This window comes from Thalassospira sp. MCCC 1A01428 (assembly GCF_002115825.1).
Classification (GTDB): Bacteria; Pseudomonadota; Alphaproteobacteria; order Rhodospirillales; family Thalassospiraceae; genus Thalassospira.
The window spans coordinates 49,737-74,469 of record NZ_JFJZ01000014.1 but is presented as its reverse complement, the minus strand read 5'-3'; the positions used below and the strand labels follow the sequence as shown (position 1 = coordinate 74,469).

The following is a 24,733-nucleotide window of genomic DNA, read 5'->3' as shown; positions in this document are numbered from 1 at the left end:
TATGACTACAGACCCGTTTATGCCGCTATACGAGCTTCCCGAACGCAAATATGTGCTGTTATTGGGCGCTGGTGGTCAATTGGGGCAGGAATGCGCCGCGCAATTGGCAAAGCAGGGCATTTCGCTGTTCGCGCCGCCCCGTCATGATCTTGATCTGGTCGATCTGTCGCCACTATTGCAGGCGATTAAGGTACATCCCCCGGCGGTGCTGATAAATGCAGCTGCATTTACCGATGTTGACGGTGCGGAAACCCTTCGGACAGAGGCACGCCAGATCAATGCGGATGTGCCGGGCCTTTTGGCCGAAGTCGCGGCTGACATGGGTGTGCGTCTTATCCATGTATCAACCGATTTTGTTTTTTCGGGCGAGGGAACAACCCCCTATTTCGAAAGCGACAAAACCGGCCCGGTCAATTGGTACGGCGCAACAAAACGGGCAGGGGAACGTGCAGTGCGAATGTCGGCCCCTGAAACAGTGATATTGCGAACAGCCTGGCTACATGGTCGTCATCGTCGGTGTTTTGTTCATGCCATGGCCGACAAGCTGGCGCGTGGTGAACAAATTACGGCGGTCAATGACCGGTTCGGTTCGCCAACATCGGCCATCATGCTGGCGGCGCATATTGCGCGGATTTGTTCGCGAATTGTGCAGGGCGACGTGGTGGAAGCCGGGATTTTCCATTGTGCAGGTATTGGTGCCGCCAGCCCGTTTGATATGGCAACCGAAATCGCGGGTTATTTGGGCGCGGACGAAAAACTGATTACGCCGGTTTCAGCTGCAAACCGCAACGAAATTGCCGTGCGGCCCCATTTTGCGGTGCTTGATTGCAGCAAAATTGCCCGTCATCTGCAACTGCCTTGCCAGCCCTGGCAAGACGGCATTCGTCAGACATTGACGCATTCCGGCATTCCAGAAGGGAAAATCGCATGAAAGGCATTATTTTGGCCGGTGGTACCGGCAGTCGGCTTTGGCCGATTACCCATGCGACCAGCAAACAGTTGCTGCCCGTGTGGGACAAGCCGATGATTTTTTATCCGTTAAGCACGCTGATGCTGGCGGGAATTCGCGACATTCTGATTGTGACAGCAAAAGGCCAGACCGAAGCGTTCATGTCGCTTTTGGGTGATGGCAGCCAGTTTGGCATTGAAATTTCCTATGCTGAACAACAAAAACCCAATGGCATTGCCGAAGCCTTGCTGATTGGCCGTGAATTTTTGGCGGGCGATTCCTGCGCGCTGATCCTGGGTGATAATCTGTTTCACGGGGATAACCTTGGTGCGCGATTGCAAGCCGCAGCCAACCGTCACGATGGGGCAACGGTATTCGTTCATGCCGTGCGAGACCCGGAACGGTACGGCGTTATGGCTTTTGATGCTGAAGGGAACCCCCTTGATATCATCGAAAAACCAACGCATCCGCCGTCAAATCTGGCAGTCACCGGGCTTTATTTTTTTGATGCAACGGCACCCGACCGTGCAACAGCCTTGCACCCGTCGCACCGGGGCGAGCTGGAAATTACCGACCTTAACCGCGCCTATCTGGAAGACGGTAAACTGAATGTCGAAATGCTGGGGCGCGGTTGTGCCTGGCTTGATACCGGAACCCCAGCCAGCCTGCTTCAGGCCGCGCAGTTTGTATATTCGGTGGAAGAACGCCAGGGCCTTAAAATTGGCAGCCCTGAAGAAACGGCATGGCGTCTTGGCTGGATCAATCGCGGCGACATGACGCGCAGTGCCGGGTTTTCGGCCAACAGCGAATATGGCCGGTATCTTGATGACATGGCCCACACCGACGACCGCAATGGCGTGGGTGTTGATGTGGACGGGCTAGGGGCGTTCGGTTTTGTTACCGCACGCGAAAAACAAGCATTTTACAGTTCATCAAACAACAGGAGAGCAGGGCATGAGTGAGCCTTCAGGCCTGCCATTGGACGGTGCAACCGTAATGGCCACGCTGGTAGACGAAGGACTGGCCCTGATGGCCGGGGTGGGCAGTGCCATGCCTGCCACGATTGATGTGTATTTAAACGGGTCGCCTGAGGCAAAGGTTCAGGCATCCATGATCAGCTGGCGTCGTAACGATAGTTCGGCTGACTCAGCGTTTGGTTTTATTGCCCTGTTACCCCTTAAAAATGTTAGTGGCGGCCGATTGAAAAAGGTGGTGTTTCGCCGCCCCGGTCACCCGGCCGAGTATGCCATTGAAAGCCGCGGGCAGGGGCTGGAAGCCATTTTATCGGCTGTTGCCGACCAGTCGGGATCCAGTTTTGCCGGTGTGATGGATGGCGTAATCGAGGCCTTGCTGGCAGGTAAAACCAACAGGAAACGGTTGCGCACAGTTGCAGCACTGGTGCGTATTGCGGCAAAAAGTAACGGTTTTGTCGAAGTTCTGGGCGGCCTTGAAGAAAACGAACTTTATATTCAGGGGTGGTCCAGCAATTTCCCCCATGGTCGTACCCGCGTTATTGCCATTGAAGACGGGCCGGTCCTTGCCGAATTGACCAGTGCCGAATTTCAACGGGATGACCTGGGTGAAGATGCCACCGGCGTTGTCGGGTTGCTTGCAACCGAACGGGTTGTGAAGCCTGAAAAACTGCAACGGGTCTATTTTCGCGGCCGCGATGGCTGGTTTGGTATCGAAGTTTACCAGCAACGTGTTCTGGTGGCCCCGCGCGATGTGCCGGCCCATATCCGGTCGGTTCTGGGGCGGGTTAAAGCACCTGATAACATTCGTGAACAGATGCAACTGGCCGCCCACCGGTTTGATGGCCGTGATACGGTTTCCGATCTGGAACGCCCGATACGGGTCGGCATTGATTTTGCCCTGGTGATTGAAGGCAGTGGGGTTCTGGTCTCGGGCTGGATGCTGGACCCGGATCGCGGGGTGAACGAAATTAGCTTGCGGGTCGGTCAGGATAGCATTCGTATCGATGATGCCTGGACACGGCAAACGCGCCCGGATGTTACCGAAGCCTTTTTAAATGATCCGATGTTTGCGGGTATGAATTCAGCCCGTAACAGCCACGGTTTTCTGGTGTTTTGTCCGCTTTCGGAAACACCGGCATCTGATCAGCCGATATATCTTGAATTTGATATTACCGACAGTTTCCCGGCTTACTGCCCGCTTAATCCAACACGCGCATCGGCACGGCAGGCCCTGTCACGGGTGTTACCGTCGCTTGACCCGCGTTCCGTTACGGCATCTAGCAGCATTGAACGCCAGTTTGGCCCGATGTTGCAAAATATGACGGCACAAAGCCCCTTTGCGATTGATGTACATGATATTGGCAAGTTTGATGAAAACGCGCCGGTTACCCTGATCGTTGGTGCGGATGATACAATTGGCGACATGGGTGTAACCATTGCCCTGCTGGGGCTGGACCCTGAAACCCGGAAATTACCCATCGTTATCGCCGGTCCTGCCGAAAGTTTTGATCAGGTTGGTAGCGATATGCTGCGCCTGGCAGCTTTTTACAAACTGAATGTACGGTTTGTTTTTGCCGAAGGCGTCGAGGATTTTTGCGATGCGCTGGAAGTCGGCGTGAAAGCAACAAAATCCGAAGCGGTCTGTCTGATGTCGGTTCATGTTTTACCGCGTGAGAAAGGCTGGTTTGGTCCGCTTTTAAATGCGTATCGCAAGCGTGGCAGCAAGGGGGCCGTGTGCCCGACTATTCTGTTTGAAGATGATTCCGTGCGCTGGGCCGGCACCTGGATCGAAGAAGGGCCGGAAGGAAAATATCTGGCGGATCGTTTTGTTGGCTATCCCCGTGCTGTTCTGACCGATGCCGAACCCTGCGAAGTCAGTGCCGGGACGGTTGAATGCTGCATTCTGCCGCGATCAGCATTTCTGGATGTTAAGGGTTTTACCCGCGGTTATATTGGCCCGTCCGAAAAGGGGCTGGATATTGCGCTTAAATTGCGCATGGCCGGGACGCCATCCTACTGGCTACCGGAAATTGAAGTATTGGGCAGTGAACAATCCATAACGTCCACGCCCGCCTGGGAGGAACTCTCGCATCGTTTGGACCGCTGGGCGTTTGATCGCCGCTGGTCTTTGGTCGTTTCAAATTTGCGGAGCCACAATCATGCCGTCGACTGATTTGCGTGTGCTGGTCATCTCCCATGGCCATCCCGCCCTGTCGCTGGGTGGGGCCGAAGTCGGGTCTTATAACCTGCACAAGGGATTGAATGAACTCGACGGTGTCGAGAGCTTTTATCTGGCCCGTGTTGGCCACCCGGTACCACGTCATGGTGCATCGGCCCTGATGAGCCTGCGCCAGAAAGACAATGAAATTCTGTATCATGCAGAAAATTACGATCATTTTCTGTTATCGAACCGCAGCACCGATGAAATTGATCGCGATTTGTTGCGTTTCGTGAAGGATTACAACCCCGATGTGGTGCATTTCCACCATGTGCTGGGATTGGGGATGGAAACCATCTATGCGGTGCGCGAAGCCCTGCCGGATGCTGCAATATTCTTCACATTCCACGAATTTTTAACCATGTGCCACAATCACGGGCAAATGGTTAAAAGTGGCGGGAAAAAGCTGTGTAATCGGGCCAGCCCGATTGAATGTAACGGCTGTTTCCCCGGGGTTTCGCCCGCATCATTCCTGCGCCGCGAACGGTTTATCAAATCCATGCTGGATCTGGCAGATCATTACGTATCGCCCAGCCAGTTTCTGGCCGACCGGTTTATCGACTGGGGGCTGGAAGCCGACAAAATGTCGGTGATTGAAAACGGCCTGGATATCGAAAAACGCGCCGCCATTCGGCCCCTGACCAAGGCGCAACCACGTCGGGCACGTTTTGCCTTCTTTGGTCAGCTTACGATGTTCAAGGGCGCGGATGTGCTGCTGGATGCCGTGGGCCGTGTGCCGGAATCCATCTGGGGTGATGATGCCCGTTTGATGATCTTTGGGGGGAACCTTGACCGGCAACCCCTTGAATATCAGGAAAAAGTCAAAGACCTGATCGAAAAGGCCGGCGAACGCGTTCGTTTTTATGGCGCTTATCAAAACACCGAAATGCCGCGTCTGATGGAAATGGCCGACTGGACCATCATTCCATCCACCTGGTGGGAAAACTCCCCCATTGTCATTCAGGAAGCCTTCTTTCATGGCCGCCCCATGATCGCCAGCAACATTGGCGGCATGGCCGAGAAAATTGAAGACGGGGTGAATGGCCTGCATTTCCGTGTTGGCAGTGCTGAAGATCTGGCAGACCGCCTGATCGAATGTTTGACCGACAAAACATTGTGGGACCGGATGCATGACGGAATCCGTCGCGCGCCCACCTACATCGACTGCGCAAAACAGCATCTTGCGCAGTATCGGGGGGTTCTTGAAAACCGCCCATCCGTTGCTGCAACCAATGCGGCTCCGCAACAATCCGTGGTCGGGGCGTGATGGCGTTTGTCACACCTTGAAGCGGCCGGAACGTTAACCACGCCATAGCGCGAAAGGGATACAGGCACGGATAAAACCGTGACCGATCCATCAACTGCAAGGAGAAATACCATGGCGCGCGTCCTCGTAATGATTCCCTCGGGCGAAGTCTACGACCATGATTGTGTCCGCTGGTACAATTACCGTGATGTTCAAAAAAGCATTAACCACTATCACAATATTGGTGATGCCTTTGTGTTCGATTCATCGCTGAAACTGATGAATTTTGACAAGCTGGGTGTTCTGCCCATTGCCGACCCGAAAATGGAAGACATCGACCGCCTGCGCGAAGAATATGATTACGTTTTTCTGCGCGGATCGAACTATATCCATTCACACATGGATTGGCGCAATACCATTGCCGTGCTTAAACGCCTGAAATTGCCGGTACTTGGTTTTGGTATTGGGGCGCAGGCGCCGGTAAAGGGTAAGCTGGAGCTTTCCGAGCAGACCAAAACCGTTTTGCGCATGATGGCGGATTCAACCACGTCCATCGGTGTGCGCGGTGCCTATACCGCCCAGGTGTTGTGGGATCTTGGCATTACCAATGTGCGCATTGTTGGTTGCCCAACCGCATTTCGGGCCAACAACCCGAATATGCGGATCAAACTGCCGTCACTTGAAAGTGTGCAAAATGTTGGCGTAACCCTGCGCCGCGAAGTTTCCCCGGCTTACGCCCAGGATATCAAACGTTACCTGACCTTCCATCGTGATCTGGTCAAGGAACTTGCAAACCGGTTTGACGTAACCCTGATGGCCCAGGGCGAACCGGAAGAAAAGAAACTGGTCTTCGGGACGGATGTTCAGAAACAGGAAGCCATGCAGGCCCTCAAGGACAATGACTGGGTCAAGAACTGGTATCTCGATGACACGATGGAAAAGCTTTATCGCGAAAAGCTGTTCTATTCTGATGTGGTGTCGGATTACGAAGACCTGGTTCGTACCAAGGATTGCGTGCTGGGCTACCGCCTGCACGGCAATTTGATGGCTTTGTCCAACGGTGTTCCATCCGTTTACTTCACCTATGACAGCCGCACTGTCGAATTTGCCGAAACCTACCAGATCCCGAGCTACGATGTTTTCTCGCAGAAGGATTTCGTGCTGGAAGATTATTGGGATCAATCCCTGTTCGACAAATTCAACCGCGCCTGGTTCCAGACCTATCGCGAAATGCAGATGTTCCTGAGTGAAAATAACATCGATCACAAGATGACCGATGTGATGGCGCCGCAAAATCAGCCGCAACGCAAAGTGGCCTGATCTTTAAAACCTTTTGCATTGCCGCCGGCATTTCGGCTGGCGGTAGTGCCCTTTATTTGCGGTTCACATTCTAAAAATCTCCCCCGATCCCGATGTGAACCGCCTTTGCAAGGAGGCATGAAAAATGACAGTACTTGTTACCGGTGGCGCAGGATATATTGGCAGTCACGCAGCACTGGCCCTTCTCGATGCGGGGCGCAAGGTTGTTGTCCTTGATAATCTAAGCCAGGGGTATCGCTGGGCCGTTCCGGCTGGCGCTGCCTTTGTCGAAGGTGACTGCGGCGATATCGAACTGGTATCGCGCGTTATTCGTGAACATGACGTAACCGCGATCATGCATTTTGCCGGTTCGATCATTGTGCCGGAATCTGTCGTTTATCCGCTGGACTATTATTACAACAACACGGTTAATTCACGCGCTTTGGCGCAGGCGGCTGTCGATAATAAGGTAAAGCACTTCATTTTTTCATCGACTGCGGGTGTGTATGGCGAGCCTGAAAAAACGCCTATTCTGGAAGATTTTCCGTCAAAGCCGATTTCACCGTATGGCACATCAAAAATGATGACGGAAAAAATGCTTCAGGATGCATCCGTTGCACATGATATGAACTTTGTTGCCTTGCGCTATTTTAATGTCGCCGGTGCCGACCCCAAAGGGCGGGCAGGGCAAACGTCACGCAAGGCCACCCATCTGATCAAAATTGCCAGCCAGGCCGCCAGCGGTGTGCGCAGCCATCTTGATGTATATGGCGATGATTATCCGACACAGGATGGTACCTGCATACGCGATTACATCCATGTCAGTGACCTTGCCAATGCCCATGTTCTGGCCCTTGAATACCTGGAAAATGGCGGCGAAAGCGACGTGATGAATTGTGGTTATGGGCGTGGTTTTTCGGTGTACGAGGTTATTGACGCCGTCAAACGTGTTTCAGGCAATGACTTTACCGTTAATCTTGCCGAACGCCGCGCTGGCGACCCGGCAGCCCTGATTGCAGGCGCCGATCGCATTTCGCAAAAACTTCAATGGACGCCGGAATATAACGATCTCGATACCATCGTTTCTCATGCTCTTGCCTGGGAAGAAAGCCTAAAACAGCGTCAAGCCGACGCCGCCTGATTATAAAAAAGGGGCGAAAAATTACCCCGCATACACGAGCAAATACCGAAAAATGCCCAGGCCTGGCGCATTTTTCGGCACCATGCAGGAGTTTCATGATGGTTGATTCTGTTTCCCCCATTGGGCGTAAACCGCGCATTGGCGTTTTGATGCCCGCCGGCAAGGTTGTTGAAGGCAAGGGTGTTGTCACCCATACCTTTGGCGCACCACAGCGGGCAACCGAACTGTTCACAAATATCGGCGACTGTTTCGTTTATGACAGTTCGCTTCGTATTCTTGATTATGCCGAACTGTACCCGATTTACGGGCAATCCAGCGGCGGACTAAGTGAAGAGCAGATCGAGAAAATCAACACCCTTGACTACATCTTTTTGCGCGGATCGAACTATATCAATACCAATGGCCAGTGGGATGAAATTACCAATGTGCTGGAAAAAACCAAAGTGCCGGTCATGGCATTTGGTATTGGTGTGCAGGTGCCTGACAATTCTGATGAATATGTCAATGAATCCACCAAACGGTTTTTGCAACTGGTGGCTGACAGGTCCAAAACTGTTGGGGTGCGCGGCGCACTTTCACGCAAAGCACTTAATTCGATTGGCATTAAAAATGTCCGGATTTTCGGGTGCCCTACAGCCTTTCGTCATTGTAAGCCGGAGCTGAATTTACCACGGTTGAAGGCCAACGAGATTAAAAACCTTGGCTTTACCCTGCGCCGGAAAACCCATGGCTTTGCCATGTTGCAGCGTTACATGTTGCGGACTTTGGCCGAAAATTACCGTACAGAAATTTTGTGTGCGGGCGAGCTTGAAGAAAAGGCCATTTTCTATGCCCGTAGCAATCTGGTGCCAAACCCGAAACAGGTTATGGAAAAAGCAGTTAACAGCCTGATAAAGGAAAAATGGCTGTATGGCGCAAACGACCCGTTGCTGGATCTTTACCGGTCGTCCCTAAGCGTTTTTGAAACCGTAAGCGATTTTGAAGATGCCGAATGCCGCCAGGATGCCGTAACCGGTTTTCGTTTGCATGGCAATTTGCTGGCTTTGGCAAACGAAGTTCCCGCTCTTTATATCACCTATGACACACGAACCCGCGAGTTTGTCAAAACGCTGGGGATTCCTCATGTCGACGGGCGATATATTGACCGCTTTTCTTTCGAGGAAGCCTGGGATAATGCCGATTTTGGCATGTTTGAAAAGACTTACGCCGAACGGTTCAAGGATTTGCAAAAATTCCTTGATGAGAACGGCATGGCGCACCGTCTGGGTAAAAACCCGACCCCAAACCTGAGCAAGGCGGCGTGACCATGACGACGGGATGTGCAGGGACCCCTCCATGCCCTGCACATCCCGGGCTTTTTTCCACCCGGTTTATGGCACGGATATAAACAGTGCATAGAAACGCAATCATCGGATTTTTCGGAAGTGCCGCCCTTGCGGTGGCGGCAGCGTGGGTGGTGCAATCTCACGGGGCGCAGGCCCTTGATGTGCGGTTGGCGGGTGATGAAACTGTGCTGTTTGATACTGCTGTTAATGCCTGCGATGATTCCCATTTGCCCGATGCCCCGGCTCGTGCTTTTCGCGACGCGCAAGGACGAATGGTTTTGTTTGCCCCCAATTTTCGCAATCGTGCCTTTGTGGGCCAAAATCTCGAATCCCTGCATAAGGACTGCAACAGTCGCTTTAAAGCCGCCGGCAAGGCAGACCCGGGGATGCTCGATGACCGTACCTGGCTTCATGCGATTTATACCGATGATGGTGAAACGGTTTACGCCCTGGGCAGTGCCAGTTTCATGCCTTATCGCCACGACATGCCGTGTGCGAATGCCAAAAAACGTACCGATTGCTGGATCAACGGGTTGGTCACCTTAAAATCTACCGATGGTGGGCAGCATTTTGATTATCAGGCAAAACCGCCGCACCATGCACCATTTCCCCCACCCATGGCGTATCGCGATGATCGCAAACGCGCGCCCAGTTATGTGACGGCTACCAATATCGTCAGCTGGAAGGATTATCTTTATTCCATCGTCTGGCGGCGCGGGGTGGATTGGAAATCGTCGCGCAATTGTCTGGCGCGGGCCAATGCCGATGACCCGTCGCGCTGGCAAATATGGGATGGCAAAAAGTTTGTCGATGCTGCGCGCCTGACGCCCGATAAGGGCTGGGAAGTATATCAGACCGATTGCGCACGTGTTGGCCCTTATGGATTAACATCAATCCGGGGCATTGTTCGACACGAAGCAAGCAATACGTTTATTGCCGTTTACAAACACCGTCGCAAGCACAAGGACGGCACAAGCGAACACGGCATTTATTATTCGACATCCAAAGACATGATCAAATGGTCGATGCCTAAAATGTTGCTGGCAGCCGACCTGAAACCCGATGCCGGGCCGGGTGATGCGTTTGTTGCCTATCCATCGATTATCGATGAAGACAGCAAGGACCGCATTTTTGGCACGGTCGATGCGCAGGCAAGCCTGCTTTATGTGAAGTTGGTGCCCGTCCAGCGCAATGGAAAATGGGCGATGACACGCAAGTTGATGCGCCAGCCGATCCGTTTTAACAGCGACGAAAAATAGACCCCTTATCAAGGATGCGTAATCATGCAATTTGACCGTTTTGACATAGAGGGACCGTTGCTTTTTGTACCCAATCAGCACCGTGACCCGCGCGGCACTTTTGCCGAAACCTTTCGCGAAGACGAATTTGCCGCCGCCATTGGCGATGCCACCCTGGTGCAGGAAAACCAGTCGGTCAGTGCGCCGGTTAACACCATTCGCGGTTTGCATTTTCAGGTAAATCCGCATGCGCAGGGCAAACTGGTGCGGGTCACACATGGGGCTATTCTGGATGTGGCCGTTGATATTCGCCCCGATAGCCCAACTTTTGGCAAACATATCCGGATCGAGCTTTCCGACCAGAACTGGTATCAATTATGGGTACCGCCGGGCTTTGCCCATGGTTTTCGTACCCTGGTTCCCGATACAACGGTTGTTTATAAAGTTAGCGATTATTACAGCCCGGAACATGATCGTGGTATTGCCTGGAATGACCCCGACCTCGCGATTGACTGGCAGTTGGGCCGCATGGTGCCGGTGATTTCGGATAAGGATGAAACCCATCCGTCTTTTGCCGACTGGCAAAACAAAACTGAAAGCCGGGGCTTCATGATGGAAGAAGTTGCCATCCCGCCGCACCAGCATGATGGCGCAATGACCGACATCGCCTGGGATTATCAGCCATTGCAGGCGTCCTGATAAACACAAAACCGACAGACTGCCCATAATGCAGGTTCTGTCGGTTTGTGTTTATATCGTCTGGATTAAAAATCAGGCGGCAAGGGCGGCGATTATCTGGTCCTTGCTTAATGTACCGATTTTCTGGTGGTCGCGGTTAACCACGCTAATTCCATCGGGGCAGGCGATGGCGATGGGCAAAATATCTTCAAGGCGCATGTTTGCATCCACTTCCGGCCAGCCGGTGGTATTGGCGGGCGTATCGTTGCCGGTTGATGTTGGCTGCATCAGCGTTTTTGCCCGCAATACCCGTGAGCGGTTAACATCACGGGTAAAGGCGCGGACATAATCATCGGCCGGGTTCATTATAATTTCTTCGGGCCGCCCGACCTGCATCAGTGCGCCATCCTTTAAAATCGCAATGCGATCGCCCAGTTTCAGGGCTTCGTCAAGGTCATGGGTGATAAAGATAATGGTTTTGTGAAGCTCGCTTTGCAACTTCATCAATTCATCTTGCATGTCGCTTCTGATTAACGGGTCTAATGCTGAAAACGCTTCATCCATCAGCAACACTTCCGGGTTGGTCGTAAGTGCCCGGGCCAGGCCAACACGCTGTTGCATGCCGCCTGATAGCTGATCGGGAAAGCTGTCTTCATAGCCCGCCAGTCCAACCCGTTCGATCCAGGTCCGGGCTGATTTTAGCCGTTCGGCTTTGTCGGTTTTTTGAATTTTCAATCCATAGGCAACATTCTCGATGACGCTTCGGTGTGGCAGCAAGCCAAAACGTTGAAACACCATGCCCAGTTTGGCGCGGCGAAAGGCGTTTAACCGGGGTGTGGTCATCTGCAATATGTTTTCCCCGCCAAATAGGATCTCCCCAGCCGTCGGGTCAATCAGGCGGTTGAGATGGCGGATCAAGGTCGATTTCCCCGACCCCGATAACCCCATCACTACAAATGTTTCACCCTGATCAATCGACAGCGATACATTTTGCAGCCCCACCGTATGGCCGGTTTTGGCAAGGATATCGTCCTTGTTTTCGCCGTTTTGGGCCATGGTCAGGGCTTTTTGCGGGTGGGGACCGAAAATTTTATAGATGTTTTTTATTTCGATATAGCTCATGCCCCGTCTCCTGCCCCGGTGGTGGTGGTGCGCTGGGATCGTTTGCCATAGGACTGACCAATGCGGTCAAACACCACGGCCAGCAAAACAATGGCAATCCCGGCTTCGACCCCCTGGCCAACATCAAGGCGTTGAATGCCGGTTAATACCTGTTCGCCAAGGCCACGGGCCCCGATCATGGAAGCAATCACCACCATTGAAATCGACATCATGGTGGTCTGGTTAATGCCCGCCATGATATTGGGCAGGGCAAGGGGCAATTGCACGCCCCACAAAATTTGTGCCCGGCTGGCCCCAAAGGACCGCGATGCTTCAAGGACTTCTTTATCAACCAGCCGAATACCCAGATCCGTCAGGCGGATAACCGGTGGGGCAGCATAAATAACCGTTGCCAGAATGGCCGGTACCTTGCCCAGCCCAAACAGCATCAGGGCCGGAATCAGATAAACAAAACTGGGCATGGTTTGCATCATATCAAGCAGGGGCACCATTACGGCGCGCAGCTTGTTTGACATCGCCATGCCAATTCCGACCGGAATACCGATAATTACGGAAAGCCCGGTGGCAATAATCATGAGGGCAAGGGTTTGCATTGCCTTGTCCCACAGGCCCAACATGCCAATCGCAACCATGGCAAGCGACAGGCCCAGCGTGGTTTTCCAACTGCGACTGGCATGAAAAGCAATCGCAGCAATGACGACAATTACCAGCCACCAGGGTGTTGCACGCAGCAAATGTTCAAGCCAGACCAGTACGGTCAACAGCGCATCGGCAAAGGCTTCAAAGGCATCGCCGTAATTGACGACCAACCAGTCGACAAGGGCATTTACCGATTTTCCAAGGGGGATATTCAGCTTGTCAGGAAACATTCGGGTGTTTTCCGTTTTTCGGGTGGCAAGGCTTTGGCGCAAGCCTAACAACTACAGCCTCATAACTCACCCTTTATTCAGTCTTGCTGCGTCAGGAGTTGTCAGGAGAGCATTTAGCAATGATTGAAAACGCCCCAATAGAACAGAATGTTCCGTGTAATTAAATTGCGCGGTTAGGCATTGCTGTTGTGGTTTTCAAGGAAAGTACTGGCCGCTTTTAGAAAATATCTTTGGTTGAATTTTTCCGCCCTGTCCCCACGTCTGAAATAGTCAAGGCATTTGCTTGTGCCTGTTTTTGGGGGTGCCGATGTTATCGGCAATTAGGAGGGTGGATATATGTCATTTAAAATGAAAATGCTGGCCATATTTGTGGTGGCGCCGATTGCGTTTGTTTCGGGCATGACGGTGGCAAATGCCAACGAATTTGAAGGTCAATTGCGCAACTATGCCGATGATGTGAAAGCATGGTTATCAGACCCGCTGGTCATTGATGCGGTAAAAGCCCAGAACGCTGAAAATGCCGGTTTGTCGCAGGATGATATCGACAAGCTGGACAAGGAATGGCGTGCCGAAACATCAGCTACGGATAAACCGCTGATCGACAAGGTTCTGGCCCGCCCCCTGTCAAAATTTTTGCGTGAAAAAGCCGACGAAACCGAAGGTTTGATCACGGAAATTTTTGTCATGGATAACAAAGGCCTGAATGTCGGCCAAAGTGATGTCACCAGCGATTACTGGCAGGGTGACGAGGCCAAATGGCAAAAGACATTCCCCGTCGGACCAGACGCCATTCATATGAGCGACGTTGAACTGGATGAATCCACCCAGACCTATCAGTCGCAATTAAGCCTGCCGGTGATCGATAGCGACGGTACCACTGTTATTGGCGCAGTTACCGTGGGGATCAATGTTGAATTGCTGGAATAAAGCAACCCGGTTGCGGCCCGTTGTGGCCCCGTAAATCGTAGGTGATTGATTTGGGTGCAAACCCATAAATATGAAAGCCTTTCGGGGCAGGGAATGTGGGAAAATGAACATGGAAAATGGCGCAACAGATGGTGGTTCAGCCATTCCGCCGTTTGTCCGCAGTGGGTGGTCCATTCGCAGCAAACTGGTCTTTGGTGTTGCCGCAACAGTTGTTGTCGCCTTTATAGCAACGATCTATGTCGGCATTATCTTTTCAATTGATTCAGCCAAGGTGCGGCTGGCGGACGGCAATACCATTGTAACGTCGCTTATTGCTTCGCAAAATGGCGGGGCGGTAAAGTTTCGCAAGGCCGACGCGATTGAAGCATCTTTTCAGGAGTTGATATCTGACGGGCGTGAAACGCTGGCTTCTGTGCTGGCAATTGATGCGGAAGGTAAACCGATTTTAAATTTTGCCGCCCCCGGCACCAATCCTGCCCTGGCGGCACAATTGACCGATCTTGGATTGGCCGCCATTACGGCAACTGACCGGCAGGAAACCCGGATTGGTGATTTACAGGTTATTGCTGAACCCGCCATATTTGGTAAAAATCAGGATGTTGTCGGCGCGATAGTCATGGCGTGGTCTTTTGCCTCGTTAAAAGCCGAAACAACGGCAAACGCCATTGATCAAACCGGAATAGCGATTGTTTTGCTGGCAGCCTGCCTGGCGTTTCTATTTTTGCTGATCCATAAAATTGTTGCATCCCCGCTTAAATCCATGACCGGTGCCATGACCCAGATTGCCGATGGCAACCTGAATGTCGTTGTTCCTGCGGGGATGCGTCATGATGAAATGGGCGAAATGGCCCATGCTCTGAATGTATTTAAGGAAAATGGTCAGCGTATTGCCCGCCTGCGCGAGGAAAGAAAGGAACTTGATGCCCGGAATCGGGCTGAAAATGCCCGTCGTCTGGATGAAACGGCCAAGTCATTTCGCGGAACGGTTGGCAGTATTGTTGAAGCAGTCTTAAGCTCTGCCAATGGTTTGTCCGATAATGCCCGCATTCTTGCCTCGGCCACCGACACGTCACGGCAAAAAACCGACCGGGTGTTAAAAAGCGTTGCCGATGCCTCGAACGGGGTGCAATCGGTTGCTACCGCGGCCGATAGGTTGCGTGGTGCCCTGCACGAGGTTTCACAGCAAATGGTGCAATCACGTGCCGCCATCGAAGAAGCCGTTTCGCAAACCCGCCATACCGACCAAACCGTTGCCAACCTGTCTGACGAAGCACGTAAGATTGGCGATGTGGTTGAACTTATTCAGGATATTGCTGCGCAAACCAATCTTTTGGCCTTAAACGCAACGATTGAGGCCGCACGGGCAGGGGATGCAGGCAAGGGCTTTGCCGTGGTTGCCAACGAGGTAAAGGCGCTTGCTAATCAAACTGCCCGCGCGACCGAGGAAATAACCAAACAAATTTCGGCGGTTCAAAATATTTCGCAAGATGCCGCCGGGGCCATTGGTGAAATTGGCGAACGTATCAGCCAGGTTCATGCTGTGTCGCTTAGCATTGAACGCGCGGTTGAAGACCAGTCAAACGCCGCGAATGATATTACCAGCACCATTGATCAAACCGGCCACGCCATTACCAATATGAATGACGATATTGGCGATGTGGTCAGTTCCATTCACGAGGCGGGCGAAGCAACCGGCCATGTCAGAAACTCGTCTGCCGAACTGGAAGAAGAAGCCCATAATTTGCAAAAGAACGCCAATCTGTTTTTGGAATCCATTCGCAAATAGGGTCGCCTTCAGGGATGACACAAACAACGTCAAAAGGTCCGCAATCAGACATTGCGGGCCTTAAAATTTGCGCTGAAGAACGTTATTTAAGTTCGAAATGATTTCGGATTACGCGCAAAAATGAAAAGACAAATACAACTGAAAAAAGGTCTGCACGCTTGAAACCAGTGTTACCCAATGGGGAATGTATGCACCATACGGGTATGTGTAGCTGGTGCGTCAGCCGGTTTGTCGTTAGCCCGGTAACGGCCACGCCCTTCTTGCGCACATGCATTTCAGATGTTTTTTTCGTGTGGCCACAGGGCGTGTATTTCTTTCTTGTGGATGGCCGGACCTGGTTATGTTGTTCCTGTTTATTAGAACATGTCATTGCCGAATTCTTGATAGGGCGAAAAACAAAACAACCCGCAGGAGCAAACCTGCGGGTTGTTTTGTTTATGTTGGCGATCAGATGTTTCTCTGACCGCACGCGGCGGAATTATTTGGCCGCAGCGCGGGCTTCTTTCAGCCAGCCGTCAAATTTGCTCTGATTGGCTTTGATCCACGCATCGGCATGACGACCAATGTCTTCAGCCGATTTTTCGCCGTTGCGCATCAGGGTGTTTTCAGCACTGATGTCGTTGGACGAAATCTGCATGATGGCGAACAGCTTGGCGGCTGCCGGGTTCTCATCTGCCCATTTTTTGTTGGCAATGATCCGCTGGTTATTCACCTGGAAGCCATAGTTGCTGCCATCGGGAAGGGCTGTGTCGGCATCCTTGTTTTCACCCGGAAGCGATGAGAACGGAACCTGAAGCCATACGGTGTCCTTACCCGGGACAAGCACGCCCGAAACCCAGTACGGGGTCCAGGTGTAATACAGGATCGGTTCACCCTGTTTGTAACGGGTAATGGTGTCGGCGATGATGGCGGAATACGAACCCTGATTGTGGGTAACCGTATCGCGCAGACCATAGGCATCAAGATGATGTTCGATGACTTTTTCACAGCCCCAGCCCGGATTACACCCGGCCAGATCGGCTTTGCCGTCGCCATTGATGTCGAAAATCTTGGCGATTTTCGGATCTTTGAGCTGTTCGATATTGGTGATGTTGTATTTTTCTGCGGTCTTTTTGTCGATCAGGTAACCCTGAAGCGCACCGGGAGAATACACACCTTCGCGATAGATTTTGTCGGACCCACCGGCATTTTTATAGAAATCCGCGTGTAGCGGGTCCCAGTAATCGGCCATGAAGGTGCCGTCGCCATTGGCGATGGCAACAATACCGGTCGCATATTCAATTTCCTTGATGTCCCCGACGTTATAGCCAAGTTCTTCCAGGGCTTTCATCACGATTTCGGTCTGAAAGGTTTCTTCCGCGATCGAGCTTTTAAGCGGCTGGACGTCAACGCCTTCGCCTGGCTTCATATTGTCGGCAAAGGCAGTTCCTGCCAGCAACATGCTGCTGGTAACAGCAATGGCTGCTCCGGCGGTGAGTTTTTTCAGGATGGTCATTGGCTTCTCCTTGTTATGTGGTTTGGGCCGTTGATTCAGCCTTTATTGCAACCGCTGTGCGGTTATTTCTTGCCCATAAGGGAACGGACGAGGCCAACCGGACCGGTTTCATACCAGTGACGGGAGCCCTTGCTGCGCATGTCCTGACCAAGGGCCTGGGTCATGCGGTCCAATACAATTGCAAGTAAAACAATGCCGATGCCGCCCACGGTGGCGAGGCCCATATCAAGGCGGCCAATGCCGCGCAGCACCATTTGCCCAAGGCCACCAACTGCAATCATGGATGCAATCACAACCATGGAAAGCGCCAGCATCAGGGTCTGGTTAACACCGGCCATGATGGTCGGCATGGCAAGGGGTAACTGCACCCGAAACAAAAGCTGCTTTGGGCTGGCCCCAAACGAACGGGCGGCTTCCACCAGATCGGCCGGGACCTGGCGAATGCCAAGGATGGTCAGGCGGATCAGCGGGGGCAGGGCGAAAATAATGGTCACGACAACGCCTGGCACATTGCCAATCCCGAATAACATCACAATCGGCACCAGATAGACAAATGCCGGGGTGGTTTGCATGGCATCCAGAACGGGGCGTGTTATGCGCGATGCTTTTTCATTGCGTGCCAGCCAGATACCGGTGGGTAGGCCAAGGACAACACAGAACAAAACCGACGTAATCACCAGCGCCAGCGTAATCATCGCTTCGGACCATGCGCCGATCAGGCCGATTGCGATCAGCGACACGAACGTACCAATCGCCAGTTTGCGCCCGGCGACCTGCCAGGCCAGCAATGCCATAATGACGATCACGATCAGGGCCGGGGTCGCTTGCAAACCGGTTTGAACCCCGGTCAACACTGCGTCAATCGGCCAGCGCACGGCCTGAAAGAAACTGCGAAAGTTATTCACAATCCAGTCAAGGCCATTATTAACCCAGATATCGACCGGGAAGGCGGCATCGTGAAACGGGTGGATAATGCTGAAATGGTGTTCAGGGGCCGGTGCTGCGCCTGACAGCCAGTCGCCGGCAGTATCGGAAACGCCGCTGCCAGCAGAGGCATCGGGGGTTCCCCACGGATTGGATGCAGCAGAGGATGCGGCGTCGCCGCCACTTGCCGCAGCATCGCCACCGCTGGTTGCTGCATCCGCGTCAGATTGGCCGCTGCTTGCCCAGGGATTACTGTTATCAGCCATTGGTCAAATCTCCTTCCGGGTCGAGCGTTGCCAGCAATTTTGCCTTGCGGATCACACCGGTATATTTTCCGGCGTCTGTCACAATGGGCACCCCGCACGGGGCATGGGCAACGGTTCCGATCAGGTCGGAAAGCTGGGTATCTTCATTAACGGCTTCGATATTGGCAAGGAACGCCGCCGACAGCTTGTCAGCCCCGGCTTTGATGGCACGTTCAACGCTTTCTTGTGAAATGACGCCGTGGAATTCCATATTTTGACCAACGATATAGCCAAATTCGCGGTTTTCGGTTTCAAGGCGACGCTGGGCCGTTTTAAGGCCGACGCCCTCGCGCTCGATCACGGTGGTTTCGCGTTTTGAAACAATATCCCTGGCCGAAAGGATGGTTGAAACATCCACCCCGCGGAAGAACGATTTGACATAATCGTTGGCCGGGTTATTGAGAATTTCTTCAGGTGTGCCGACCTGCACCACAATACCGCCTTCCATGATCGCAATGCGATCACCGATGCGCATGGCTTCATCAAGGTCGTGCGAAATGAAAATGATGGTGCGTTTGTGTTCGCGCTGCAAAATCAGCAGTTCATCCTGCATTTCGGCACGAATAAGCGGGTCCAGTGCGGAAAAGGCTTCGTCCATCAACATGACAGACGGGTCATTGGCAAGGGCACGGGCGAGGCCGACGCGCTGCTGCATGCCACCTGAAAGTTCGTCGGGATAGGAACTGGCCTGGGCGTGCAAGCCAACCTGTTCAAGGGCGTTGAGCGCCCGTTTTTGACGTTCTTCAAGTTCGACACCGGCCAGTTCAAGGCCGAAAGCCGCATTATCTACAACCGATAAATGTGGCATCAGGGCAAAGGACTGAAACACCATCGACATATCGCGGCGTCGCAAATTCATTAATTCCTGCGCATTCATTGCCGCAATGTCGACGCCATCATACAGAACCTGGCCTGCTGTGGGTTCGATCAGCCGGTTCAATAATCGGACGAGGGTGGATTTGCCGGAGCCCGACAGCCCCATGACAACAAAAATTTCACCCTCGCGAACCGTGAAGTTTGCACCGCAAACGCCAACTGTCTGGCCGGTTTTTTCGAAAATCTCGGCTTTGTCGATCCCGTCGCGCACCATTTTCATGGCTTGGTCCGGCTGGTCGCCAAAGACTTTATAGAGGTCTTTTACAACGATTTTATCGGTCATGGTCCCTTGTCGGTTTTTTGGCAAACCGCATAAATCTACCCGGTTTTAGGCGGGCAGTTCAGCTGTTCGTTTTGTGGTTAGCTGGCCTTTGATTTCGTGGCCAGTACGATTACTTCCCCAAGTACCGTCACATATTCTGCCAAGATAGTTACAATTCAAAACATTTGATGTCAAATTAAATTTGAGCTAGGTTGACGGCGGATTTAAGGATTGGGAAACGGCCAAATGACGTCTGAACAGCAAAAAAGACGCGATTCTCTTGATGTGCTGGTGGCGTTGCGCCAAATTATTCGCGCATCGGACCTGCATTCAAAACAGGTGATGAAGGTTTGTGGCCTAACGGTGCCGCAATTGGTGGTTCTGCTTGCAATTGAGGAACTTGGCGAAGTTACGGTTAAGGAAATTTCGCGTCATGTGTCGTTAAGTCAGGCAACAGTAACGACAATTTTGAACCGGTTGGAGGAGCGCGACTTTGTCCGCCGCACCCGCAATATTACCGACAAGCGCGTGGTTAATAGCTGCCTGACCAAAAAGGGCGCGGACATGATTCGCAATACACCGCCCTTGCTTGACGACGATTTCATGGACCGTTTTGAAGAATTAAAAGATACCGAACGCGGACGTATTGTTACATCCCTAAAGAAAATAGCCATGCTAATGGAGGGAGACGAGGTTGATCCGCGTCCACCCACCCGGCGGGGACATGGGCATTCAACGTTATCGTCATAAGTCGTTGTATGCTGGCAGTGACAAGCCCCGACAGGGGAATTGAATGTTTTTACGAATGACGGTTCAAATAATACGCATAGGACAAGACATAAAAAAGGGGGCAGCCTGAGACTGCCCCGATTGTATAGATTACCGGCCATAGCCGCTTGGCTCGTAAATTTTACAAGCTGTCTTTTACCCGTTCAGCAACATCTTCTGGCACCCATTTGGTCCAGATATCCTGTTTTTCCTTCAGGAAATGCTCGGCGGCACCTTCGGGTTTTTCCCCTTCATCCTGCATATATGCCAGCATTTCCGACACCAATGCGCTGCTGGTGTGATAATGCGACAAAAATTCCGTCAGTTTCGGGGCCGATTTCATGAAACCGGTATTCACGCCGACCGTGACGGTGCTTTGCGGATAGGCCGTTGCCCGGCTGGTATCGCTGCCGTCTTTCAGTTTGTCGAAAATTTCCTTGTTATAAGCCGGTTCTTCCAGCTTTACGCTGTCATACAGGCCCATAACCCAGGTTGGTCCCCAGTAATAAAACAGGATCGGCTGTGCGCGTTTGTTGGCTGATGCAATCGCTGCCGAAAGGGCGGCGCCAGTGCCGGGGCGGAAGTTGGTGAAACTGTCATCCAGGCCATAGGCCTTTAGCTTGTTGGTATTGACCTTTTCGCAAACCCAACCCGATGGGCAGTTATAAAAACGACCTTTGCCGGGTTCTTCTGCATCTTCAAACAGTTTGGTGTATTTGGGCAGATCTGATACCGATTTAAGGTCCGGAGCCATCGGTTCTATCCCGCGCTCCTTGTCACCCTTGATGACAAAGCTGGGCACAAACCAGCCTTCGACAGCATCGTCAAAATTAACGCCAATCTGTTTAACGGTGCCCGCTGCCTCTGCTTTTTTCCAGGCATCGGCAACATTGTCACGCCAGATTTCCATGACGACATCAATGTCACCTTTACCTGTGCCGGTCAAAAGCGGGATGGTTTCGCCAGGCAGCGCATCGGTTTGGCAACCATAACCTTTTTCAATGATGTAACGGGCGACAGCGTTGTGAAACAGAGCACTGTCATAGTTAAGCCCGGCAAACATCACCGGGCGGTCAATTTCACACGACGCGTCTGCGGCGTGGGCCGGGGACGCGTTAAGTTGAAAGGAAAGGCCGAGGCCAATGGCCATCAGCGCTGCGGCTCCGGCGGGCAGGAATTTCATCGTTTTTGTTCCTTCGACGTCGACAACAGTCCGAAAGCGCACCATGTGCATTCCGACTTCTCACTATACGAACCAGATCGGATTTGGTTCCGTCCCGGTTCTGTGGCTTGGTCGAAATACCGCCTGATACAGTCATGGCAAAAAGTTTAGCCGCCCTGTCCGGTTTTGCGCAACCTTTGATCGGTTATAAAATGACAGGATATGTCAGTAGGTTGTAATGCCACCCCGATAAACAGGTGTTTCTGCCTGACAGGGAAGGAAGGATGGCGTGATCGGCCCTGTTAATTCGGGTTGTATCGGGTATATGGTGGGCAGACCTGCCTGCCAATCAGATAACCCGGATGCGCCCCATGCATGACAGCCTGTTTGTTTTTGATATTGAAACCGTTCCCGATATTGATGTTTTGCCGCAATTAACCGGCGAAACCGCGCCGGACCCGGAAACGGGCCGGCAAATGCTGGAACAGTATCATCTCGATATTACAAGCGGGCGTAACGGATTTCCACGTCAGCCCTTTCACAAGGTCGTTGCGATCAGTTTTTTGCGGGCCACCATTCAGCGCGACGGTAACCTGGAAACCTACGAGATCGAGGAATTGCGATCCGGTGGGGATTTGACCAGCGAGGAAAAAGATCTGGTTGCGGGTTTCTTTTCCTATTGCGGTAAACTGCATCCCCGCCTGGTTAGTTTTAACGGGCGCGGGTTTGACTTGCCGGTGCTGAAATACAGGGCGATGAAACACGGTGTTTCGGCGCGATGGCTGCATCAGGCGGCAAATAAATGGGAAAATTACACCTCGCGCTATGCGCCCAACTGGCATTGTGACCTGGCCGAGGTTTTATCTGATTACGGGGCCTCGGCGCGTACTAAAATGAACGAGGTTTGTGCTGCCCTGGATTTACCCGGCAAAACCGGGGTCGATGGCAGCAAGGTTTCCGATATGTATGATGCTGGCGAAATTGACGGCATTCGCCGCTATTGTGAAACCGATGTGCTAAACACCTATCTGCTTTATTTGCGTTATGTTCTTCATACCGGGCTTTCGGACCATGACGGGTATAATCATGCCATTAATCTGACTGTGGCGTGGCTGGAAGAACGGGCAGGCGACATTCCGGCCTATGCCGAGTTTCTGGAGGCATGGCGCACATCAAGTGCCGGGTCCTTTAACGTTTTGTAATGGAAAAAACTGCTGCGGCGGAATGGGTTTTAAAAACTGCAACGGCTAAAAATTCACTAACGTGAAGCGTTTCACACGGGCAGTTGTTTCGCGGGTTTTGTAATTGAACCCGCGCCGGGTTTTGCGGTATCTGATTTTGAGTTTGCAAGTTATTCGCAATATCAACCAATCTGGATACCCTATAAACCCTGAAGGAACGTGTGGATGAAATTCGCAACAATCATTGGCGGACTGGCAATCGGGTCGGCGGTTTTGGGTGCCACAGCGGCATCGGCGCAGGAAGTGAATGTGTATTCGCTACGACAGGCTTTTCTGGTTGAACCCTTGTTTAAAAAATTTACCGACCAGACCGGTATCAAGGTTAATGTGATTTTCGCTGAAAAGGGGCTGGTTGAACGCATCAAACAGGAAGGTGTGAACAGCCCCGCCGATGTCCTGATGACGGTTGATATTAGCCGGATCCAGCAGGCAGTTGATGCCGGTGTGACTGATGTGGTGGACAGTGACGTGTTGACCAATAGCATCCCGGCCCATTTGCGCGATGAGGCAGGACACTGGTTTGCCCTGACCCAGCGCGGACGGGCGATTTATGCGTCGAAAGATCGTGTGGGTGCGGGTGAAATTACCCGCTACGAAGATCTGGCTGATGCCAAATGGGAAGGGCGGGTTTGCACCCGGTCTGGCACGCATGACTACAATATCGCCCTGTTTGCCTCCATGATTGCCCATCATGGCGAACAGGATGCCAAAACATGGCTGGAAGGCTTAAAAGCCAACCTGGCGCGCAAACCGCAGGGCAATGATCGGGGCCAGGTTAAGGCGATCAAGGAAGGCGAATGTGATATCGCCATTGGCAATACCTATTATTACGGCAAGATGTTGGATGATCCGCAACAGCGCAGCTGGGCCGAGGCTGTCAACATTGTTTTCCCCAATCAGGATGACCGTGGCATGTCGATGAATATTTCGGGCATGACGCTGATCAAGGGGGCGCCGCATCGTGAAAATGCGGTCAAATTGATGGAGTTTCTGGTCAGTGATGAGGCGCAAAAAATATACGCCGAGGTGAATTACGAATATCCGGTCAAACCCGGTGTTGAATGGGCCGAAAATGTTAAATCCTGGGGCACGTTCAAGGCCGACCAATTGCCGTTAACCGAAATCGCCCGCTTGCGCGCCGACGCGATCAAGATGGTTGATCAGGTTGGTTATAACGAATAGGCAGTTTTAAAACAGTTTCGGATACTGCTTTGATGAAGGGGTGGCACATTGTGCTCCCCCTTTTTTATGGGGTGCTGAAATTTCTGGCCTGGTTATACAAGGCAAAATCAAGCGCATTATTGGCATTAAATGTCGCAATTACATCATTTGGCAGATCATATGCCGGTCGGCCAGTATGGTTGACGTGGGTAAGGGGCAATATATCGTCGGGTTGCGCCATCATTTTTGCTAAACGCAACAGATCTTCATTTGCGTTTTCCAGGGTTCCGACAAACCAGTAAGGGGCAAGAATGTCTGCTGCATTTTTAGGGTTCGGCGATAACAGGCCGGCCATCGGATTGTGACAGGCCAGTAAAAAATCTGTCAGGCTGTTTTCGGTGATGGGCAGATATCCGGTTTTTGTACCAAAAAAGTAATGTGAAATGGCACGTTCCAGCGGATGGCGCAGAAATGTAATCAGCCTTGTGCCATCGTTATAAACTTCGCTATATCGCTGCCATAAATAGGCACCTTCGGTATCAAAATGCCCACAAATCAAAGCATTATTGCGTAATTTTGAACGATCAATTCCAGCTTTGGCAAAATCGGCGGGGCTTTGTTCATTTTCCGGTGTCGGGCTGCGTTGCCGGTAATCATAAGTGATTAGAAACCACCTGGCAAAGGCGATGCGCAAACTGTTGCCGCCGCATTTATGGATATGATGAAACAGATATCTGGGTTGTGACGACAATTTTGCCCCTGGGCGA

General features: G+C 52.3%; 21 protein-coding genes. 14 read left to right on the top strand and 7 right to left on the bottom strand.

Annotated elements, in window-relative coordinates; genetic code table 11:
* The first annotated feature begins 1 nt into the window (after position 1).
* From rfbD to rfbC, 9 genes are all read left to right on the top strand, one after another.
* On the top strand, positions 2-931 hold the full coding sequence (rfbD, locus tag THS27_RS12925; protein ID WP_168184888.1) for a dTDP-4-dehydrorhamnose reductase: 930 nt from the start codon (positions 2-4) through the stop codon (positions 929-931).
* Positions 928-1,911 carry a glucose-1-phosphate thymidylyltransferase RfbA gene (gene rfbA / locus THS27_RS12920; RefSeq protein ID WP_085591478.1) on the top strand — a complete coding sequence of 328 codons (984 nt, stop codon included), beginning with the start codon at positions 928-930 and terminating at the stop codon, positions 1,909-1,911. Before rfbD ends, rfbA begins: the two co-directional genes overlap by 4 nt.
* Positions 1,904-4,096 (top strand): hypothetical protein, encoded by a 2,193-nt coding sequence (locus tag THS27_RS12915; RefSeq protein WP_085591476.1) that lies wholly within the window; start codon positions 1,904-1,906, stop codon positions 4,094-4,096. The genes rfbA and THS27_RS12915 overlap by 8 nt, the downstream gene beginning before the upstream one ends.
* Positions 4,083-5,408, top strand: a complete 1,326-nt coding sequence (locus tag THS27_RS12910; RefSeq protein WP_085591474.1) for a glycosyltransferase family 4 protein — start codon at positions 4,083-4,085, stop codon at positions 5,406-5,408. Before THS27_RS12915 ends, THS27_RS12910 begins: the two co-directional genes overlap by 14 nt.
* A gap of 111 nt (positions 5,409-5,519) precedes the next feature.
* Positions 5,520-6,707: a polysaccharide pyruvyl transferase family protein gene (locus tag THS27_RS12905; RefSeq protein ID WP_085591472.1), complete on the top strand. Its 1,188-nt coding sequence runs from the start codon at positions 5,520-5,522 to the stop codon at positions 6,705-6,707.
* 124 nt (positions 6,708-6,831) lie between these two features.
* A complete protein-coding gene (gene galE, locus THS27_RS12900) occupies positions 6,832-7,827 on the top strand; it encodes a UDP-glucose 4-epimerase GalE (RefSeq protein ID WP_085591470.1) in 996 nt (331 codons plus the stop codon).
* 95 nt (positions 7,828-7,922) lie between these two features.
* The gene (locus THS27_RS12895; RefSeq protein WP_246832953.1) at positions 7,923-9,131 is read left to right on the top strand and encodes a polysaccharide pyruvyl transferase family protein; all 1,209 of its coding nucleotides are present in this window, start codon (positions 7,923-7,925) and stop codon (positions 9,129-9,131) included.
* A gap of 86 nt (positions 9,132-9,217) precedes the next feature.
* Positions 9,218-10,411, top strand: coding sequence for a hypothetical protein (locus tag THS27_RS12890; protein ID WP_085591468.1), 1,194 nt, complete (start codon positions 9,218-9,220; stop codon positions 10,409-10,411).
* 24 nt (positions 10,412-10,435) lie between these two features.
* Positions 10,436-11,089, top strand: coding sequence for a dTDP-4-dehydrorhamnose 3,5-epimerase (rfbC, locus tag THS27_RS12885; protein ID WP_085591465.1), 654 nt, complete (start codon positions 10,436-10,438; stop codon positions 11,087-11,089).
* Positions 11,090-11,161: 72 nt separating this feature from the next.
* Here the strand turns inward: rfbC and THS27_RS12880 are convergent, their stop codons facing one another.
* Positions 11,162-12,190, bottom strand: coding sequence for a glycine betaine/L-proline ABC transporter ATP-binding protein (locus THS27_RS12880; protein WP_085591463.1), 1,029 nt, complete (start codon positions 12,188-12,190; stop codon positions 11,162-11,164).
* Entirely contained in the window at positions 12,187-13,059 is an 873-nt protein-coding gene (locus tag THS27_RS12875) for a proline/glycine betaine ABC transporter permease (RefSeq protein WP_085591462.1), read from the bottom strand. Before THS27_RS12875 ends, THS27_RS12880 begins: the two co-directional genes overlap by 4 nt.
* Positions 13,060-13,395: 336 nt before the next feature.
* Here THS27_RS12875 and THS27_RS12870 point away from each other — a divergent pair, with 336 nt between their 5' ends.
* The gene (locus THS27_RS12870) at positions 13,396-13,986 is read left to right on the top strand and encodes a PDC sensor domain-containing protein (protein WP_210402898.1); all 591 of its coding nucleotides are present in this window, start codon (positions 13,396-13,398) and stop codon (positions 13,984-13,986) included.
* 103 nt (positions 13,987-14,089) lie between these two features.
* Positions 14,090-15,772 (top strand): methyl-accepting chemotaxis protein, encoded by a 1,683-nt coding sequence (locus tag THS27_RS12865; protein WP_168184887.1) that lies wholly within the window; start codon positions 14,090-14,092, stop codon positions 15,770-15,772.
* A gap of 478 nt (positions 15,773-16,250) precedes the next feature.
* On the opposite strand, the gene proX is transcribed toward THS27_RS12865, so the two are convergent.
* The 3 genes from proX to proV form a co-directional block, all read right to left on the bottom strand.
* Positions 16,251-17,267, bottom strand: coding sequence for a glycine betaine/L-proline ABC transporter substrate-binding protein ProX (gene proX / locus THS27_RS12860; RefSeq protein WP_085591458.1), 1,017 nt, complete (start codon positions 17,265-17,267; stop codon positions 16,251-16,253).
* 62 nt (positions 17,268-17,329) lie between these two features.
* Positions 17,330-18,457, bottom strand: a complete 1,128-nt coding sequence (gene proW / locus THS27_RS12855; RefSeq protein WP_085591456.1) for a glycine betaine/L-proline ABC transporter permease ProW — start codon at positions 18,455-18,457, stop codon at positions 17,330-17,332.
* Positions 18,450-19,655 carry a glycine betaine/L-proline ABC transporter ATP-binding protein ProV gene (gene proV, locus THS27_RS12850; RefSeq protein WP_085591454.1) on the bottom strand — a complete coding sequence of 402 codons (1,206 nt, stop codon included), beginning with the start codon at positions 19,653-19,655 and terminating at the stop codon, positions 18,450-18,452. Before proV ends, proW begins: the two co-directional genes overlap by 8 nt.
* A gap of 225 nt (positions 19,656-19,880) precedes the next feature.
* Here proV and THS27_RS12845 point away from each other — a divergent pair, with 225 nt between their 5' ends.
* Positions 19,881-20,384, top strand: a complete 504-nt coding sequence (locus THS27_RS12845; RefSeq protein ID WP_085591452.1) for a MarR family winged helix-turn-helix transcriptional regulator — start codon at positions 19,881-19,883, stop codon at positions 20,382-20,384.
* A gap of 160 nt (positions 20,385-20,544) precedes the next feature.
* On the opposite strand, the gene THS27_RS12840 is transcribed toward THS27_RS12845, so the two are convergent.
* Positions 20,545-21,585, bottom strand: coding sequence for an ABC transporter substrate-binding protein (locus tag THS27_RS12840; protein WP_085591450.1), 1,041 nt, complete (start codon positions 21,583-21,585; stop codon positions 20,545-20,547).
* A gap of 350 nt (positions 21,586-21,935) precedes the next feature.
* Between THS27_RS12840 and THS27_RS12835 the strand changes: the two genes are divergently transcribed.
* Both THS27_RS12835 and THS27_RS12830 read left to right on the top strand, forming a co-directional pair.
* A complete protein-coding gene (locus tag THS27_RS12835) occupies positions 21,936-22,766 on the top strand; it encodes a 3'-5' exonuclease (protein ID WP_085591448.1) in 831 nt (276 codons plus the stop codon).
* Positions 22,767-22,970: 204 nt separating this feature from the next.
* Positions 22,971-23,987: a Fe(3+) ABC transporter substrate-binding protein gene (locus THS27_RS12830; protein WP_085591446.1), complete on the top strand. Its 1,017-nt coding sequence runs from the start codon at positions 22,971-22,973 to the stop codon at positions 23,985-23,987.
* A 64-nt stretch (positions 23,988-24,051) separates the two neighbouring features.
* On the opposite strand, the gene THS27_RS12825 is transcribed toward THS27_RS12830, so the two are convergent.
* Positions 24,052-24,717 carry a hypothetical protein gene (locus tag THS27_RS12825; protein WP_085591444.1) on the bottom strand — a complete coding sequence of 222 codons (666 nt, stop codon included), beginning with the start codon at positions 24,715-24,717 and terminating at the stop codon, positions 24,052-24,054.
* Between the last annotated feature and the right edge of the window lie 16 nt (positions 24,718-24,733).